The 17945-nt window shown below is 38.0% G+C and carries 20 protein-coding genes; 1 reads left to right on the forward strand and 19 read right to left on the reverse strand.

All coding sequences use genetic code 11. From position 1 onward, the window contains the following. Positions 1-12: 12 nt before the first annotated feature. The 12 genes from GA0061074_RS01900 to GA0061074_RS01955 all read right to left on the reverse strand — a co-directional run bounded on the left by GA0061074_RS01900 (position 13) and on the right by GA0061074_RS01955 (position 9038). Positions 13-753, reverse strand: coding sequence for a hypothetical protein (locus GA0061074_RS01900; RefSeq protein WP_092461413.1), 741 nt, complete (start codon positions 751-753; stop codon positions 13-15). A 58-nt stretch (positions 754-811) separates the two neighbouring features. Then, positions 812-1201, reverse strand: a complete 390-nt coding sequence (locus GA0061074_RS01905; RefSeq protein WP_092461414.1) for a hypothetical protein — start codon at positions 1199-1201, stop codon at positions 812-814. Positions 1202-1212: 11 nt separating this feature from the next. Beyond that, positions 1213-1725, reverse strand: coding sequence for an ABC transporter permease (locus GA0061074_RS01910; RefSeq protein ID WP_092461415.1), 513 nt, complete (start codon positions 1723-1725; stop codon positions 1213-1215). 33 nt (positions 1726-1758) lie between these two features. Continuing rightward, complete coding sequence (locus GA0061074_RS01915) at positions 1759-2037, reverse strand: hypothetical protein (RefSeq protein WP_092461416.1); 279 nt, start codon at positions 2035-2037, stop codon at positions 1759-1761. 5 nt (positions 2038-2042) lie between these two features. Continuing rightward, positions 2043-3323, reverse strand: coding sequence for an ATP-binding cassette domain-containing protein (locus GA0061074_RS01920; RefSeq protein ID WP_092461417.1), 1281 nt, complete (start codon positions 3321-3323; stop codon positions 2043-2045). Positions 3324-3338: 15 nt separating this feature from the next. Continuing rightward, on the reverse strand, positions 3339-4211 hold the full coding sequence (locus tag GA0061074_RS01925; RefSeq protein ID WP_092461418.1) for a hypothetical protein: 873 nt from the start codon (positions 4209-4211) through the stop codon (positions 3339-3341). Further along, positions 4204-5037, reverse strand: coding sequence for a LicD family protein (locus GA0061074_RS01930; RefSeq protein ID WP_159426638.1), 834 nt, complete (start codon positions 5035-5037; stop codon positions 4204-4206). Before GA0061074_RS01930 ends, GA0061074_RS01925 begins: the two co-directional genes overlap by 8 nt. A 248-nt stretch (positions 5038-5285) precedes the next feature. Further along, positions 5286-5615 carry a heavy metal-binding domain-containing protein gene (locus GA0061074_RS01935; protein ID WP_092461420.1) on the reverse strand — a complete coding sequence of 110 codons (330 nt, stop codon included), beginning with the start codon at positions 5613-5615 and terminating at the stop codon, positions 5286-5288. A 76-nt stretch (positions 5616-5691) separates the two neighbouring features. Beyond that, entirely contained in the window at positions 5692-7185 is a 1494-nt protein-coding gene (locus GA0061074_RS01940) for a helix-turn-helix domain-containing protein (protein WP_092461421.1), read from the reverse strand. 174 nt (positions 7186-7359) lie between these two features. Continuing rightward, positions 7360-7803 carry a peptide-methionine (R)-S-oxide reductase MsrB gene (gene msrB / locus GA0061074_RS01945; protein ID WP_092461422.1) on the reverse strand — a complete coding sequence of 148 codons (444 nt, stop codon included), beginning with the start codon at positions 7801-7803 and terminating at the stop codon, positions 7360-7362. A gap of 1 nt (position 7804) precedes the next feature. Next, positions 7805-8335 carry a peptide-methionine (S)-S-oxide reductase MsrA gene (gene msrA / locus GA0061074_RS01950; RefSeq protein WP_092461423.1) on the reverse strand — a complete coding sequence of 177 codons (531 nt, stop codon included), beginning with the start codon at positions 8333-8335 and terminating at the stop codon, positions 7805-7807. 43 nt (positions 8336-8378) lie between these two features. After that, positions 8379-9038: a hypothetical protein gene (locus GA0061074_RS01955; RefSeq protein ID WP_092461424.1), complete on the reverse strand. Its 660-nt coding sequence runs from the start codon at positions 9036-9038 to the stop codon at positions 8379-8381. A 165-nt stretch (positions 9039-9203) separates the two neighbouring features. Between GA0061074_RS01955 and GA0061074_RS01960 the strand changes: the two genes are divergently transcribed. Next, a complete protein-coding gene (locus GA0061074_RS01960) occupies positions 9204-10442 on the forward strand; it encodes an aminopeptidase (protein ID WP_092461425.1) in 1239 nt (412 codons plus the stop codon). 79 nt (positions 10443-10521) lie between these two features. On the opposite strand, the gene GA0061074_RS01965 is transcribed toward GA0061074_RS01960, so the two are convergent. From GA0061074_RS01965 to coaA, 7 genes are all read right to left on the reverse strand, one after another. After that, entirely contained in the window at positions 10522-11631 is a 1110-nt protein-coding gene (locus tag GA0061074_RS01965) for a LysM peptidoglycan-binding domain-containing protein (protein ID WP_159426639.1), read from the reverse strand. Between the two features lie 148 nt (positions 11632-11779). Beyond that, a complete protein-coding gene (locus GA0061074_RS01970) occupies positions 11780-12670 on the reverse strand; it encodes an RluA family pseudouridine synthase (protein WP_092461427.1) in 891 nt (296 codons plus the stop codon). Positions 12671-12748: 78 nt separating this feature from the next. Beyond that, a complete protein-coding gene (locus GA0061074_RS01975; protein WP_075269406.1) occupies positions 12749-12949 on the reverse strand; it encodes a cold-shock protein in 201 nt (66 codons plus the stop codon). Positions 12950-13191: 242 nt separating this feature from the next. Continuing rightward, positions 13192-13944 carry a DUF4811 domain-containing protein gene (locus GA0061074_RS01980; protein ID WP_092461428.1) on the reverse strand — a complete coding sequence of 251 codons (753 nt, stop codon included), beginning with the start codon at positions 13942-13944 and terminating at the stop codon, positions 13192-13194. A gap of 6 nt (positions 13945-13950) precedes the next feature. Next, positions 13951-15498 (reverse strand): MDR family MFS transporter, encoded by a 1548-nt coding sequence (locus tag GA0061074_RS01985; RefSeq protein ID WP_092461429.1) that lies wholly within the window; start codon positions 15496-15498, stop codon positions 13951-13953. A 332-nt stretch (positions 15499-15830) separates the two neighbouring features. Continuing rightward, positions 15831-16616 carry a LysM peptidoglycan-binding domain-containing protein gene (locus GA0061074_RS01990; protein ID WP_092461430.1) on the reverse strand — a complete coding sequence of 262 codons (786 nt, stop codon included), beginning with the start codon at positions 16614-16616 and terminating at the stop codon, positions 15831-15833. A 380-nt stretch (positions 16617-16996) separates the two neighbouring features. Further along, on the reverse strand, positions 16997-17941 hold the full coding sequence (coaA, locus tag GA0061074_RS01995) for a type I pantothenate kinase (RefSeq protein ID WP_092461431.1): 945 nt from the start codon (positions 17939-17941) through the stop codon (positions 16997-16999). Positions 17942-17945: the final 4 nt, after the last annotated feature.

Here is a 17945-nt window from a genome sequence, read left to right on the forward strand (position 1 = left end):
ATCCACCAAGTCTTACATTAAAAATACTTTCTTAACGTCATGTTTGCTTTCAAATAACACATCATAGTGTCGGTTCAAATTAATGACATAGTCATCCGGTGCAATGATTTGATCAAACCATTGCTCATATAAACCAACTTCATCATAAACAACTGGTTCATCCCAACCAACTAATTGATAGTCTGACCGTAAACCACGTTCGTCAAAGTGAACAATTAACTGTGGCACTAATTCGGTATCAACATATTCATCAGACAATGGTAACTTTGTTTTTGTGTCAAAGTGACGAATAACTTGGATATTGCCAGAACTGTTAACTGAAACACGTTGATGAGGTCGTTTTTCACCGGGCTTAGCAAAATCAACAGCCGTTACATGACCCGCTTTATTTGTAATAATGGCAATTCTTACATCACCATTCTGCTTAAACAAACGTTGACCGTCTGCTTTCTTTTCGACAGTCATCTTTTGATCACCAATGTAATCCTTTGTAAATTTATTAACATTATCACGAACATCACTATGTAGGTATTGTGATACGTAAAAACCTTCAATTTTTACACCAGGCAATTCTTTTGATAATTGCTCATACTCATGAATAAGCGTATTATAATCACCCTTATAACGTGGATCCAAAATAGTTAACGCTAACGAGTTACCAATTAATTGACTCATATTGGCAACATACTTTTTAATTGCACTAATATCAGTTTTCTCCAATTTATCAATGATTATTTTCACTTGATTATCCATGTGTATGTCCCTCTTTAATTTTTATATGTATCCAGGTATTAACCTGGTTTAAAACTGCCTAATTTACATAGACAATAAATTGAGAATCATGATCAGGTACGCCGTTTACAATCGGACTAACACGCCAACCCTCTTTAACTTTGGCAACATAATATGACCATGAACGATTGCCTTTATCTTTACTTGCTAGTACCAAACGGCCGCGAGTACGATTAGTAAACCGATTATCAACCACTACTAAATCTTCACCTTTAGTATTTTTTACTTCAGATCCAGCCACAGTCATCTTTTGCCAGCGTTTTGTACTGGTTGTTTGATACGTTCCATTGGGAATAATTGGCGTATTATCAGCGTACCCAAACACATGGCTACGTTCCGCAAAGGCTCCAATCATAATTCCAATAATTAAAACTGCCAAAACCTGAATAATGCCTAATTTCTTTTTCATTTTTATATCCTTTATACAAAGTCCATGAAGCGACTACGGAAACGCATATGAATATGTGCCCCGACTACTAGCAAAATAATTGTAATTCCCCAGAAAACCAAATTAGCGGTTACATTATGCCAAAACCACACGGGATTTTCTAGCAAAGTTTCTCGGAAACCTTGAATAATGTAATACAAGGGATTGATTTTCAAAATATTTGATAGTAACAAAGGGAAAGTTGGGCTATCAACTGGAATGATTACCCCAGATATCCACATCCCAACACGTAATACAGCCGTATATGCATTATAAAAATCGGGCACTAACACTGTAATTGTTGATGTTACTAGCGATAATGCGTATAAGAAAACAAACATGGCAATAAAATAATAAAAGAACTGCAACCAATAAATTGATGGTTTAACATTCATAAATAATATTGCGAAAAAGGCCATTCCCAACATTACAAAGTACCGACGTAATTCGGTCACAATTTCAGTCAATGGAATTGCAGCTAATGAAAACTTCATCCGTGATAGCATATTCACTTGTGATTGAATACTCTTAGCTGATTTTTACATCGCTGACTGCATGAAGAAATACGTCACCATTCCTAACGCAATCCAAGCAATATAGCCAGCTAACCCAGTTGCATGTGGGTTACCTTTATCACTACCATTACGGACCGCAAACATCAAAATCATAATACCAATTTGTAATGCAGGATCCGCAAAGTGCCAAAAATCACCTAAGTAATTTTGACGATACGTTTGATCGTTATTATAGCGCGCAATTCGACGAACGACCGGCCAACTTTTGACCAACTCTTTAAAAATTTTCCAAATATCTTTCAAAACGTCTACCTCTCAACCGGTAAGGTTAACACTTGCCCGGGTGTTACCACTTGATCTGTTAACTGATTAGCTTGCATGATTGCTTCCACTGATATATTAGTCTTTTGTGAAATGCCTGCCAGCGTCTCACCGTCTTGAACGGTATAAGTATTCTGAGCCACCTTATACACAGGAGCCTCTTGTGGTCTTGCCGAACCGTCACGCCCATGACGACGGTCTAATTGCGCTAACTTTGATGGTGCAAAATTTGTCACCAAATGTGTTGGATGTGCCATAACATTTGCCCATGACATATTCAATAATTGCTTGTTAATTAAGCCAACAGTCAACACAATCATTACAACTAAGAAGATACGGGTTACCCAACCCATTTTTTCATTATCTTCAATAAAGGCATGCGCATTTTCTTTTTGACGTTGCATTGCCATCGTCGGATCATCTAATAGCTGTCGATTACGTTCAATCTGTTTCAAATGTTCTAACGTAAACGACTTTTGCGCATCTTTATAACGTTTTTGATATGCTAATCGTTCATTCTCTGAAAAACGATTAAATCGCTTCAAAAAGTGTTCGTATTCAGGCATTACCTCATCGATAGGTCCATCCATGCGGATATCACCATAGTGCATCCAAATTACCCGATCCGCCATTTGGCGCATCTGAGCTGCCGAATGTGATACGAAGAAGATGGTCTTCCCTTCTTCTTTAAAGCGCTTGGTACGTTCCATTGACTTTTGCGTAAAGGTTGGGTCACCAACTGACAAAGCCTCATCAATAATGACAATATCAGCATCTGAATAAACTGAGATGGCAAAACCTAACTTTGACTTCATACCAGATGAATATGACTTTACAGGCTGATCAATAAAATCGCCTAATTCAGAAAATTCAATGATGTCATCCATTTTTTCATCGATTTCTTTTTCAGTCATCCCCTGCATGAGAGCCTTCAAACGGATATTAGCGCGTCCAGTTAGCTGCGGACGCATACCTGCACCAATTGCAATAATTGATGTTGACCCATTAATAGTCATTTGTCCACTTGTTGGTTGCGTTAGACCAGCTACCATTTCTAGTAAGGTAGATTTACCAGAACCATTGGTTCCAATTACCCCAATGGTTTCCCCTGCATGGGCTTCAAAAGAAACCCCTTTAACTGCCCAAAAATTTGGAATACCTTTACCCCAAAATTTAAAGACAGCTTTTACTTTATCTGATTGTCGTTCAGCCAAATCAAATCGCTTGGTGACATGGTTTGCTGCAACGGTTACTTTTTTTTCAACCATTTTTCTAACCTATCTTTACTGTGCTATGTCTTGTTCATCAACAGATTCTGTCTCCATCGATGCTGACTCGCCATCAGAAGCATTCGTATCTTCACTAGCCTCACTACTTGTACTATCGGAACTGCCTACATCACTATTATCAGTTGCTGGTGCCTCAGATGATGGTGTCCAAACGGGTTCGTAAGATGGTGCTGGAACCGGATCTTGTGCAACACCGGTATCAGGAGCAGGCGTTGTGCTTTCAGAAGCTTCAGGTTCGCTAGGTACGACTTCCTCACTACTTGACTCTTCACTAACTGCCTCTTCTGTATCTGGTACGACTTCTTCTGGCTCAGAAGATGATGATTCACTGACCTCTACGCTTGAAGATGACTCACTGCTTGATGTTGATACTTGTTTACCATTATCCTTCAAAACCGTCATATGCTTCACAACTTTATTTTCACCACGTGTTGCCGTCACCGTATACTTACCTGGCATCACAAAAGTTATCAAAATATCTTTTTTTACTTCATTAGGCTTATAGTTCAAATCATGCAATTGCTTATGACTACTTGTAATCTTAATTGCCGTATTTTTTGACACATGAATTTTAATTTTGGCTTGACCATCTTTAATACGAACTTTTTTAGCGCTTAAATGCACCAATTCGGCATCGTACATCTGATCAGCACGAATTTGCTTTTGATGTTCAACTGCTGCCCGATGAGCATCATGCTCTTTATTAATTGAAAAGCCGGCCACTAACGCGACAATAATACCGAAGAAAAGAAAAAAGTGACCCATTCTTTTTGAACGATCAATCTTTTTGACCCAAGAAAAAATAGTTACAAATAGACCAAAAATAGCGACAACAATTGCAATGAGTAGTATGTATAAACTAATCATGTACTTCTACTCCTTTATAATAAAAGCGGGCATGCGTTTTACGCTTGCTCTTAGATGGTAAAGCTTGCCAATCGCCATACATTTGCGTTAAATAATGTTGACTGGCAGCCGGTATGTATACATTTAAATCTTCAAACTTTACTAGCTGACGTTGCTGATAAATTGACAAAGGAAAATTTTCCCTGGTTTTATTCAATCCTTGCACAATATATAAGCTATAGATATCAGATTTATTTTCATTTCGCCGATTCGTTTTTTGTGCTAATCGATTCATTTTATTAACCCACCAGGCGGTTGTATGTCGTTTTGCATACTTGATTAACAAAGGTTTTAGCCACCAAGCCGGTTCCTTATGTGAAATTGCTAAACGTCGTGTTGAATTTCGCATCACATCTAAATATTTCATATGATAATAAGCGATTTTTTGTCCAATTCCAGATGACGGTACTGCATCAATTGGAAAAATATCAACGTAAACGCCATTATTAACGGTTGCCCACTTACCGTCAGCTTGTGTATATGTATCACTTACTCTGGCATAACCATACAGCCAATTTTCAGTATTTAATGGTGTTAATATTTTATACCGTGTATCATTTGGCTCATACTCGCGAATAAACCGTTCATACTCATGACGTGGTAAGGCTACGTCAGCATCATCATCCCATGGAATAAATCCCTGATGACGCACAGCACCTAACGCACTGCCACCAGTTAAAACATAATGATAATCATGTGTATCAAAATACGTTATAACATCTTTTAAAATGGCTAACATAATTTTCTGTACATCAGGTACAGTTAAATAATTTTGTTGTTGCGCCATTAACTTACCCCAATTCCTAAACAAATCATTCATACCAAATAATTGGTATCTTAGTTGCTAAATTTCCGACTATAAATGGCTTAAAGGAGTCATAAAAGTCGCCACTGATGTATTATTTTTATATCAAATAATACTTATGTGCAACTTACGGCATGCAGCTTTCTAAAGCCACAAACCTTTAATAAACAAAAAAATCTTAAACCTATCTGTTGAACACGATAGGTTTAAGATTTTTACTATGCCTTATTTTAATTTTTCTCAATCTTCACAGCAGTTCCATAAGCAGCTACTGAGTCACCGATTGCTCCTGATGATGAATCAAAACGCATCATCACAACAGCATTAGCCCCTAATTTGGCTGCCGCCGTTTTTAAACGATCAATTGCCTCGTCACGTGCTGTATCCTGTAGTTTGGTATAACCTTTAATTTCGCCACCAACTAATGTTTTAATTGATTGACCAAACGACGACACAACATTTCGTGAACGCGTTGTTAATCCAAAAACTTCACCAAATGTTTCTACAGTGCGATAACCCGCAATTGACTCCGTAGTTGCAATTAATACCTTTTCTGACATGAGTTATACCCCCTCCTCTATTCCTGCTAAGTAATACTATTACTATGTCATAAAACACTGCCTTGAAAAACCAAAACTAAAAATCATGATTAATTCTTAACAATTCATTGTTTTCAAATCTATCTAAAGTTAAATCAATAATTAATTGCCGTAAAGCAAGTCTCTCTGACCATTCAGGTATCGTATGCCACGCAAAGCCAGGTACTTTTTGACTTAAAATAACATTTGATAAGTAAATATCCGTTTTATCCGTAAATTCATTTGTCACGTGAACATTCAATGAATGCCATTGTTGAACCATTTGCATTAAATACTCTTCTAAAGCAGGCATATCAATCAAATCAATGGTAATTGTAATAACAGGCAACACATCTTTTACAGAAATCAACTTCACCGCAGCATTAAGCAACGGATTAAACATCATCCCCATTAAATGTGTCACGTCATAACGAGAAACCTGTGCTAAGTTTTGAATTACTGACTTCGTAAAAGCTGCATGAATCGGATAGGTATCAGTTTGGAATGCAACATCCGTTGGCAAATTATCATCTTGTGGTGGAAAATAACTCAGCCTAATAAACAATGGTATTAACAGCTTTGTCATTGTCGCATGTTGCTCTTCTGACATTTCTTGATTAAAGAACAAACGATATGACAATCCAACCTGATCAAACAAATCGGTTATGCGACGTTTACTTTTGGCAGTTAAATTTTCAAAATAATCACTGGTATCACCAATACCTAATGCATAACACACCACCACGCCATAACGTAGTTCATTATCTAGATTCTGTGAATCATCTGTCGCATAGCGTTCTAAATATGGGGTCATCTGTGCCAATAATTCTTGTACACTATCTTGTAAGTCCTTAGTTGGTCGTAATAAAGCATCTTTTACCTTACCTAAGTAATGGCCATTCTGCACACGAGTGTACCACACACCAAATACAATCGATAAAATTCGCTGAATTGTTAAGCGTTTTGTTAATAGTGGCATCAAATTTTGTTGCACTTGTTCAATGGCTCGATTAGTTGCATCAGGAAATGGTAGCGGTTGGTCAGCATATGCTAGATAAATTAATTCAATCATAACTGTTCGAATTTGTTGTTCGTCCCCGATTAGCTGATAGTTTTCAGAAATATTTATTTTCTGCCTTTTTAATTCAGATCGCATTGCTTCTTTGGTCATGCGAACAACGGTCGTACTTGATGAATGCCTAAAGGCAATGGCTTCATTAGAATGAATATCCTCTAAAAAAACATCTAGTAATAGTTCAAACCGCAATGATTGTCGTAAGTAAAATCCCTTTAATGATGCAGTACTGATCAACTGCAAATTTGTTAACGTTATTGTTCGATTAGCATCACTAACCGTAATAAACGTTTGTTTTGATTGTGTCATACTTTGATAGTCAATATTTAATTGTTGAACTGCTTGTAAAATACGATATCGTGACCAATTAATTGCCACCATTAAGTCTTTGATTAAAAAAGTCCTACTGTGGTGTGTCATCAAGTATCGATGTAATATTAAACGTTCTTCGTCTTTTTTTGAAAGTAACCAATTCATCGTATCTGCTCTCTCTATTTAATAGTCATAAATCTATCATAACCAGATTAAAATACTTTTTGAGACTTTATTTTTCTTCAAAAATAAAAATAAAGCGATTAAAACAAAAAACCACCATCATGTTTCACCATGAAAGTGGCCTTCACAGTTTAAAGCAACTGTTTAACTGAACGACTATTCTCCATCAAATAATGCAGCATATTCACCATAACCTTGTGCTGCTAACTCAGCAACTGGTACGAATTTTAAAGCTGCTGAATTAATGCAATAACGTAACCCACCTGCAGCCATCGGTCCGTCAGTAAAGACATGACCCAAATGAGAATCTGCATCTTGTGAAGTGACTTCAGTTCGATACATACCATGTGAAGTATCTAAATGTCGCTTAACAGCTTTCTTTTCAATTGGTTTTGTAAAAGATGGCCAACCACAACCTGCATCATATTTATCGAGTGAACTAAATAATGGTTCACCACTAACAACATCTACGTAGATACCATCATCAAACCAAGCATCATACTTATTATTAAATGGTGTTTCAGTTGCTGCTTTTTGTGTTACGGCATATTGTTCAGCCGTTAATTTTTCGCGTAATTCTGCATCCGTTGGTTTTGTCATCTTACTTACGCTCCTTATCTGACCAATATTTCTTTTGATACTTTTTACGTGGTATCATCATCATCATTTCACGTAAGGGATTTTTCTTATAAAATTGTTGATGTTCTTCTTCTGCATCATAAAACGGCTTAGCATCTTCGATCGTCGTTACAATAGGGCTATCAAAGCGCCCCGATTCATTTAATGCTTGTTTAGAAGCCTCGGCAATTCGTCGCTGTTCATCATCCTTAACAAAAATAACTGGACGATACGAATCTCCACGATCCGCAAACTGTCCCATTGCATCAGTCGGATCTGCCAACTGCCAATAGAGAGAGACTAACGAATCATATGAAACAATCTCATCATCAAACCAAACTTTAACTGCTTCAGTATGTCCTGTAATATGGGCTGCTACTTGTTCATAAGTTGGGTTTACTACTGTACCACCCGTATAACCTGAGCGTACTTTTTCAATTCCTGGTAGTGTTTCGAAAGGTTCAACCATACACCAAAAACATCCACCAGCAAAAATTGCTGTTTGCATCGTCATTTTACACACCCCCTCAACTATAGGATACCACTAACACCATAAATTACTTGTCTTTATCGTCATCTTTGTGGTCATCTTTATTACTGCTTTCACTCTTTTGTGCTGCTTTTTGTGCATCTTGCGCTTGCTTGTTAGCTGAATCAGCAGTTGCATTCGCTTTATCAGCTGCTGCGTTTGCATCTGCAACTGCTTTATTTGCTGAATCTTGAACTGCCTGTACGGATGCATCAGTATCACTCGCCTGCTTTTTCAAGTTCTTTATGTCTTTATCTTTTTGACCAATTGACTTTTCTAATGAAGATACTGATGCCTTATATTTATTGGTATCCTGTTCAGCATTAACAATGCGTTGGTTTGTCTTAGCGGCCTTTTTCAACAAAAGAATACCACCATCCGTATCAATTGCCCGTTGGTACAAGCTTTTTGCTGATTGCCAGTTTTGTTTCTTAATAGCACTATCAGCTCGTTGTAGGTAATCTAATTGTTCACTCGCTGTTCGATTTTCTATCGAAACACGTACCTTACGTGATGCCTGATAATGTTGCTTGGCTGTTTGCCAATCTTGAACCGCCACGGCATCCCGTGCTTTATTTAATTCTCTATTATACGTACGATCATCGCTAAACCACATAATCGCTGCATAACCGGCAATTATTACAATTACTAAGCCAATTGCAGCTATGATTATTCTCTTACGACTCATATTACCCTCCTTAAATAGGTAGTTTTAGCATTATATCATGTTTATATTTAAGCAACAATTCAATTACTTCATATACTTAACATCCACTTAATATTGACGTAATGGTTTATTCACATTATGTTTTCCTGTAAAATGAAATTTAACTTAAAAAATGGAGAAAATACAATGACAATTAAACATTTCGATCAGTTGTTAAATAAATACGCCAATTTAATTGCCCAGGTTGGTATCAACGTTAAACCTGGCCAAGATATTATCGTATACGCTGAAATTGACCAAGCCGATTTGGTGCATCGTATCATGGATGCTGCTTATAAACTTGGCGCTAACCAAGTAATTGTGGAATGGAAAGATACTATTTTACAACGTGAATTCTTAAAACATGCTGATGAAGCGACACTTTCAAGCATGCCAGCTTGGTTCTCTGTGCGTGCTGAATCATTAATGGCTAATCACACATCACGTATTTCCATTGTTTCAAATGATCCTGACGGTTTAAGTGACGTTGCCAGTGATCGTGTATCATTATACGAACAAGCTTATCAACGTGCTAACAGCGCTGTTCGTCAAGCAACAATGAATAATGACGTTGCCTGGCTAGTTGTCGCTGCTGCAGGTAAAGAATGGTCTCAGAAAGTTTTCCCTGAACTCTCAACCACCGATGCTCAGGATAAGCTATGGCAGGAAATTTTTAACATTAACCGTATTAGCTTGGATAACGATGTGATTGCTGATTGGCAAGCACACATTAATACCCTTAATGAAAAGGCCACTTGGTTAAATAACCAGAACTTTAAAGAATTACGTTACCACTCAGCCAAAACTGATTTAACCATTGGGTTAGCAGAAGATCATGTTTGGGAAGCTGCCGAATCATTCAATAAAGCAGGTAATCGTTTTGTACCCAACATGCCGACCGAGGAAGTTTTCACTTCACCCGATTATCGTCATATTGAGGGTACCGTACAATCAACCAAGCCACTTTCATATTCTGGTGTTTTAATTACTGATATCAAACTTACTTTTGAAAAAGGTCGTGTTGTTGCCGCTGACGCAACTAACGGTAAAGAAACGCTAGAACAACTAATTAAAACTGATGATGGTGCAGCCTCACTTGGTGAAGTATCTCTTGTACCTCACGACTCACCTATCTCAAATTCTAATATCGTGTTCTACACAACACTAATCGATGAAAATGCTTCTGATCATTTAGCACTAGGTGCAGCGTACCCTTCTAACGTTAAAAATGGTACTCAAATTTCTGTCGCTGAACGCCAAGCTAAGGGGCAAAATGACTCATTAGTTCACGTAGATTTCATGATTGGTTCATCTGACATGAATATTGATGGTGTTAGTCAAGACGGTAGCATTGTCCCTGTCTTCCGTAATGGTAACTGGGCTTAATGAATCTCATATACACATAAAAACAGGTTGTTTTCTACTATTATATATAGTGTAGAAAGCAACCTGTTTATTTATATGCTTAATTTGAAACACCAACGATAACATCACCAACTTGAGCAAAGCCAAAGTGAGTTGAACCAGCGCGCATCTCCCAGTCACGGTGACCAGTACCTGATGCAGTAGTCATATTTGTTTCGTTATACCAAGCATCCACAACTGGTGAGCCTGAACCAAAGCCAATTGAGATAACTTCGTTTGGATTACTCCAGTGTTCACTTGGAATTGAACCACCAGCATTGGCAATTTGTTGTGCACGTGCTTGTGCCTTTGCTGCCAAGTCAGATGACCATTCTGTTGTCATACCACTACGCTTTGACTTCAAAGCACTAAATGTTGAATTATCAACATTACCTGACGTTGCAGCTGTAGCTGAAGTCTGTGATGCTTGTGATTGTTGTGCAGTAGCAGCTGATTGACTAGCTGCGGCACTTGCGTTTGCGGCAGCGTTATTAGCGGCTGAAGCTGATTGTGCTGATTGCGCAGCAGCATTAGCCTTGGCAGTTTCAGCAATTGCTTGTGACTCAGCGGCCTTAGCTGCAGCTTCACTTGCAGCAGTAGCACCTGACTCAGCAGCAGCCATTGAAGCGGCTGCGGCTTGTGAAGCAGCAACACTAGCAGCATAAGCTTCAGATGCAGCTGCTTGTGAAGCAGCGGCTTGACTTTGAGCGGCTTGTGAGGCTGCCACAGCTTCGTTAGCTGCAGCTTGCGAAGCAGCAACTTCATCAGCAGATGGTGCTGCTGTATAAGCTGTTTGCGTTGGCTGTGCTGGTTGTTGGTTAACAGGTGCCGTTGTTGCAACTGGTGCAGCACTTGCGCCATTAAAATGTTGACCAGCAATAATCAAATCAGGATTAACAATACCATTAACAGCAGCAAAATTATCAACTGTATCATTCGTAGCCATTGCTAGCGCCCAAACAGTATCACCTTGTTGAATTTGATAATTGTTTACACCACCGTTGCTTGACACTTGTGATGCAACTTGATCAACAGTGTTAGCTTGCCATACATCTGCAGAAGCAGACTCATTACTACCTACGAAAGCGACACCTGCTGCGGTTGTTGCTACTGCAACTGCGGCCCATTGCTTTCCTGCTTTATACATTTTCTTGTGTGACTTGATTTCCATTGATGAAGTTTCCCCTTTAATCATTAACACTTTCATGTGCTTTTAATTCCATTAGTTTTTATAACGTTCTTTAATAATAACAAATGTTCTTAACAAAATCATTACAATTCAAGAAAAAACTTTTACATTTCTTAATAAATAACGGTAATTACTTAATATTTGTTGGAAAACTAACTGGTAATGGCGCACCAATTGACTTTATTTGTGTAGAAAATGGTATTGGAATCTTAACAGCAGCAGAATGTAATAATAATCCCGTCACATTCGTTTGCGTATTATATAAGTCATCCCCGACCAACGGATGCCCAATTGCCGCCATATGTAATCGAATCTGATGTGTACGACCAGTTTCTAAATTTAAACGTACCAACGTATGTTGATAAACTGTTTTTATTTTCTCCCAATGGGTCACAGCATTTTTGGCACGTTCACCATTAATTTTTCGTAAGCGACTATTCGTCGGATGATCACCGATTGGTAATCGAATAACACCACTATTATCGTTTAATACACCGTCAACCCACGCCAAATAGGTACGTTTAATCGTTTTATCGCGTAACATTTGATTCAGCATTGGCACAACATACGGTACTTTAGCAATAATTAAAGCACCCGTTGTTTGTCCGTCTAAACGATGTACCATATAAGCATGCTTATTTTGTTTCATTAAATATGCCTGTGCAAAATTCATCATTGTGCCATCCTCGCCAGGAGAATTAGGATGGGTTTTAACGCCTTTTTGCTTATTAACAACCATAAAGTCATCGTTTTCAAATAAAACATCCAGCACTTGACTATCATCAGGTAAATAATGCGAATCCGGTGTTATAAAATCGTTTTCTAACCATGTCATCTGTACCCTATCAAATGGTTTTAACAGTGTTGACGTTGGCTGATAACAATCATTTAAAAGAATGCGACGTTCCATACGAAAATTACCACGTATGCGACGAGGCACTTGCCAACTGATTAATTGTGCTTTAATTGAAATTGCTGGTTGGTCAGCCGGCAAAACGATTGTTTTCGTCCATGATTTCATGATGTAATCTCCAAAAAAATACAAACAAAAAAGTCTGGAAGAAATCTCCCAGACTTTTTCTTGGTTAAAGCACGCTAATTACAACTTAGTAACGTTAGCTGCTTGCAAACCACGGTCACCTTGTTGTACTTCAAATGATACAGCTTGACCTTCTTCTAATGACTTGAAGCCATCACTTTGGATTGCTGAGAAGTGTACGAATACATCATCACCAGATTCGCGTGAGATAAAACCGTAACCCTTGTCTGCGTTAAACCACTTTACTGTTCCTTGTTCCATGTCTGAAACCTCCTGGCATCTTGCCATAAAAAATTAATAATCCAAAACGAAGATGCCCTTATTTCTTAGAAACATAAAACAAAATCTTTCAAACTATGTACTTAGTATAACACGTGTCTCGAATGAATGATACTTGTTTTTACAATATATATTTTTTGTTATACAAACATCAATTAAAAACAAAAAAACATTTACCAAATATCAATAGTTACCCATTAATAATTTGATAAATGTTTCATTCATTACTTTAACATTTGCTTCATTGCATCTGCCGTCATTTCAGCAGTTGCTTCACGTGTGTAATCAGCAACATCATTAGCGCTAACCTTAGGGTTATTCTTCATATATGCTGCAACCTTAGCTTGCACAGCTTCACGCATTTGCTTTTGCTGTGCAGCAACTGCCGTCTTATCTTGAGCTGCTGCTTTTTGCTTTGCCGTTACTTGCTTAGCCTGCTTTGCAGACAAAGCTACCCAAGTATTATCAGGAATTGTAACAGTTGCTTTTTGCTTATACAATGAATGACCTTCGCCACCAAAGCCTAACATTGACTTAAAGAAGTGATTACGCCATTCCCAACGAGTGGTAACAGTCTTAACAGTTGCCTTATCAACATTAGCTGTCTTATAAGTTGCCGTCTTATTAACTGATTCAGGCATATTTTTCTTATCAGGAACAAAATGTGCTTTTGCCTTACCATCTTCACGATCAGCATAAATCATCACATAATTGTCTGACTTCGTACCCAACTCTTGCGTAATTAACATACCAGCTGGTGATTTTGATCCACCTGCAGAGTAGATTGTCTTTTCTGTAGTTGTCGTAACTTTTTTCATGCCGTAGTGATTACTCATGTTTGCAGTCAACAACCAGATAGAAGCAACCAACAAAGCCATTGAGATAACTCCCGCAATAACACGCGTTGGTACGTGCTCTATGTTAATCCATGAGACATACGTCAAAATCGCTAAAATTGTTAGAACAATAATAATCATATTAACTTAGGCCTCCTTCTCACCTTTGATAGTTGCACCGTTAGTCATACCATATGGAATAACACGACCCTTACTAATGAACAATGCCAAGATAATACCAACGATTGAGAAAGCAAATCCGATCGCAAATGATACGTGGAATCCCTTCATTGAAGCATCTAAGATATCTGAACCATATTGTAATGGATTAGCGGCTTGCAAAGCCTTGCTTGGTTGATTATTCGTAATAATATTTTGTGTAACTGATGTCAACAATGCCACGACAACTGATGAAGCTACTTGACGAGCCGTGTTGTTTGAAGCCGTTGCATCTGCTGCTTCATTAGGTGGCAAAACTGACATTGACATCGTTGTCAAAGGCATCATTGCCATCGCAACACCAAACATTCTAACTGCATACAAAGTTGTAATAAATGCACCCGGTGTCGTTGTTGTAATAAACATGAATGGGAATGTACTAATTGCCAAAATAACGAAACCGACAATTGACAAACGCTTTGCACCAATGCGGTCATATGAACGACCAGCAATTGGTGCCATAATCCCCATTAACAAAGCACCTGGTAGCAATACTAATCCAGAATCTAGCGTTGACATACCGTGTACGTTTTGCAAATATGTTGGCAACATCATTTGCACACCAATCATTGCCATCATCGTCATCATAACGGCGACGGTTGTAATCGTAAATTGCTTGTTCTTAAAGACACGAACGTCCATAAATGGTACATCCATCTTAAGTTGACGCCAAATAAACAGGATAATAACAACAATTCCCAATACAATTGGTGTGACAACTGTTGCAATGTCGCCCCAACCATCGGTAGCAACGTTTGTGAATCCCCAAAGGAAAACACCAAATCCTAAGATTGACAAGATAAATGATAGAACATCAAGTTTAATCTTTTTAGTTGGTAACACATTCTTAACGAAGAAGAACGATAAAATAAATGCAATAACAATAACAATTAGCGGCAAAATAAAGATTGTCCGCCATGAATCAGAAATCGTTAATCCTAAGAATACGTGATCTTTTTCAAGAATCCAACCTGACAAACTAGGACCAATGGCAGGCGCCAAACCAATAACGATACCATTTAATCCCATGGCTGCACCACGTTCTGCAACTGGATAAATGTTGATCATTACCACTTGCATCAATGGCATCGTTACACCAACGGCAATCGCAGTAATAATACGACCGGCCAAGAATAGCCACCACATGTTTGATTGTGCCGGTGTAAAGGCCGTCACAGCCATACCAATTGTTAATAGCGCGTAAGCTATATTATATAATACTTTTGACTTAATACGCGTTGACAAGAAGGCTGATACGGGCATCATCACCCCATTTGCTAGCAAAAACCATGTTGTTGCCTGCTGTGCCGTTGCAAATGAAATGTCAAAATCATGCATTAGGGTTGGAATAGCCGTACCCAATGACGTTTGCATTAACACACCCGCAAATGTACCAATCAACAATACAGCAACCATGGCTGTACGGTTAAATGGTTTACCGTTCATGTCAAGCGTTGTTTGTTTACTTTGTGCCATTTTTTCCTCCATATTTTTTCTCTTTAATCACAAGTTATAATTTTAGAACTCATTTATCTTTTTATCAAGCGTTTTTGTCAAGTAATTTGACAACCTTTGTGATTATAAACACAATGGTACCAATCAACAAAAAGTTTATGATAATCAAGCATACAATTAGATAAGCAATGAAACCACTTACAAAAAACAACTAAAGTAATTACTTAAATTGTGATTATTTCACAATTTAATCAAATTATTATTTAAGATTTTATTAAATCCCATAAAAAAAAAGACTGAAACATACTAATTTCAATCTTCCTCATAAATTATTATTTTATCAAGCGGTAATCTTACCACCAACCGTTAGCAGCACGGAAAGCTGTTGCGTTTTGGATTGAACCATAGCGTGAGTTAGCGTAGTTAACCATACCTTGAGTTTGTGAAGCAACTGAACCAGTTCCCCAGCCTTCCTTAGTTTGACCAAGACCACGGTAACCGTTTGGTGAAACAGCATTAGCATTTCCACCTGATTCAGGCATAACAACAGTGTTCCACAAAGCTTCGGTACCACCAGCAGCTAAGAATTGTGCTTTTGTTGAACCACCTGCTGCAGGTGCAGCAGCTTGAGCTTGTTGTGCTGGAGCAGCTTGTTGCGTTGGTGCAGCTTGTTGTTGTGCAGGCTCTGCAGCTTGCGTAGTTGCAGGAGCAGCTTGTTGTGCTGACTCACTTGCAGCAGCCTTTTCAGCAGCTGCTTGTGATGCAGCTGCTGAGCTTGCAGCAGCGGCTGATGATGCAGCGGCAGCAGAACTTGCGGCAGCTGATGATGCAGCTTGTGACATAGCGGCTGAAGCTGCTTCACTCGCAGTATCATCTGCTGATGATGAAACATCAGCAGCATCCAAATCTTGTTCATCTGGTACTTGAATCTTTTGATCAACAAAGATCATATCAGCATTCTTCATGTCGTTTGACTTAACCAAGTCATCAACAGTCATGTTAAATTTATCAGCAAGTTGTGACAATGTATCACCTTGCTTAACGGTATATGTTGATGCAGCATCTACAATTGATGAACCAGCAACGAAGACTGATGCAACACCGGCAACTGCTAAAGCTGTTTGCTTAACTTTACTCATAAATTGAATATTAACTCCTATTTTGAAAAAAATCTTATTATTTACATTACTTATAACCCGTGACTCTCGGGTTTTTATTTTTGGATGTCACTCACCCAACGACATTTATTAGTTTACCAATATGAGCGTGCTAAATATTACGATTATATTAAGCAAACTTGTACTGCACGTTTATTACGATTCTTTTAAGTAACATTTTTGTAACATATCGGTCTATACCCTTTACGTAAAGGGGTTTTAGAATTCTTCTTACTTTTATTTAACTGGTTAATAATAAACCTTTTTTAACAAAATTAATCAAAAATAAAGGCCGAAAACCTGTTAGTTTCCGACCTTTATTATTTTTTGTTACATTGTTGTCACTTTGATAAGTAATGTTTTTAGAATTTTCGCAACCAAATTGTGTCGATTTCATGGTTTTCTTGCTTATGCAACACTAAGTCAGCTCGTTCCCGAGTAGGTAAAATGAATTCATTCAAGTTTGGTAAATTCACATCTCGCCAAACTTTTGTTGCTGCCAAAACAGCTTCATCGGTTGGCATTTTAGTGTATGCCGCAAAAAAATTATTATCATCCCCTGCTGCCACAGCTGCTGCCAGCAACGCTTTGAATCGATCAATATACCAATCTTCAATCCATTCGGTTTTTGCATCTACATAAATTGATAGATCAAAGAAGTCCGAAATATACACTGGTGTTGCAGCTGATGCTTGCAAAGTATTAATACCTTCAATGATAAAAATATCAGGGTTTTCAAAAACATCGTATTCTCCAACCAAGACATCAGATTGATCATGCGAATATTTAGGCGATTGCACTTGCGACTTACCTTCTTTTAAATCATTCATAAACGATAGCAAAGCCGTCATGTCATAGGATTCAGGAAACCCTTTACGATCGAAGATCCCCATTTGACGTAATTTATCATTTGGAAGCAAAAAACCATCAGTTGTCGTCAATGCAACTTGCTTCTTTGGAAAAGCAACTTGTAATAAATACCGTAGCAATCGAGCCGTGGTTGACTTACCAACAGCAACTGAACCAGCAATGCCAATAATAAAAGGGCCTGGTGCCGCTGGGCGACCTAAAAAATCAGCCCGTTCATTAATATCACGATGGTATTGGTCATAGCGCAACTTAATATAGCTTACTAACGGTCCATAAACATCAAAAACATCATCTACGGCGATACGGTCATTATAAGCTTTAATATTTTGCAATATTTGTGGCGTCATTTTCAGACTGTCAGGCGCAACGTATTTACTCGTTAGTTGTTGCCAATCTTTTCTATCAAAAACAGCAAAGTTCAAAGGTGCTGTTGCCATGGGT

Source organism: Weissella bombi, from assembly GCF_900094835.1.
GTDB lineage: Bacteria > Bacillota > Bacilli > Lactobacillales > Lactobacillaceae > Weissella > Weissella bombi.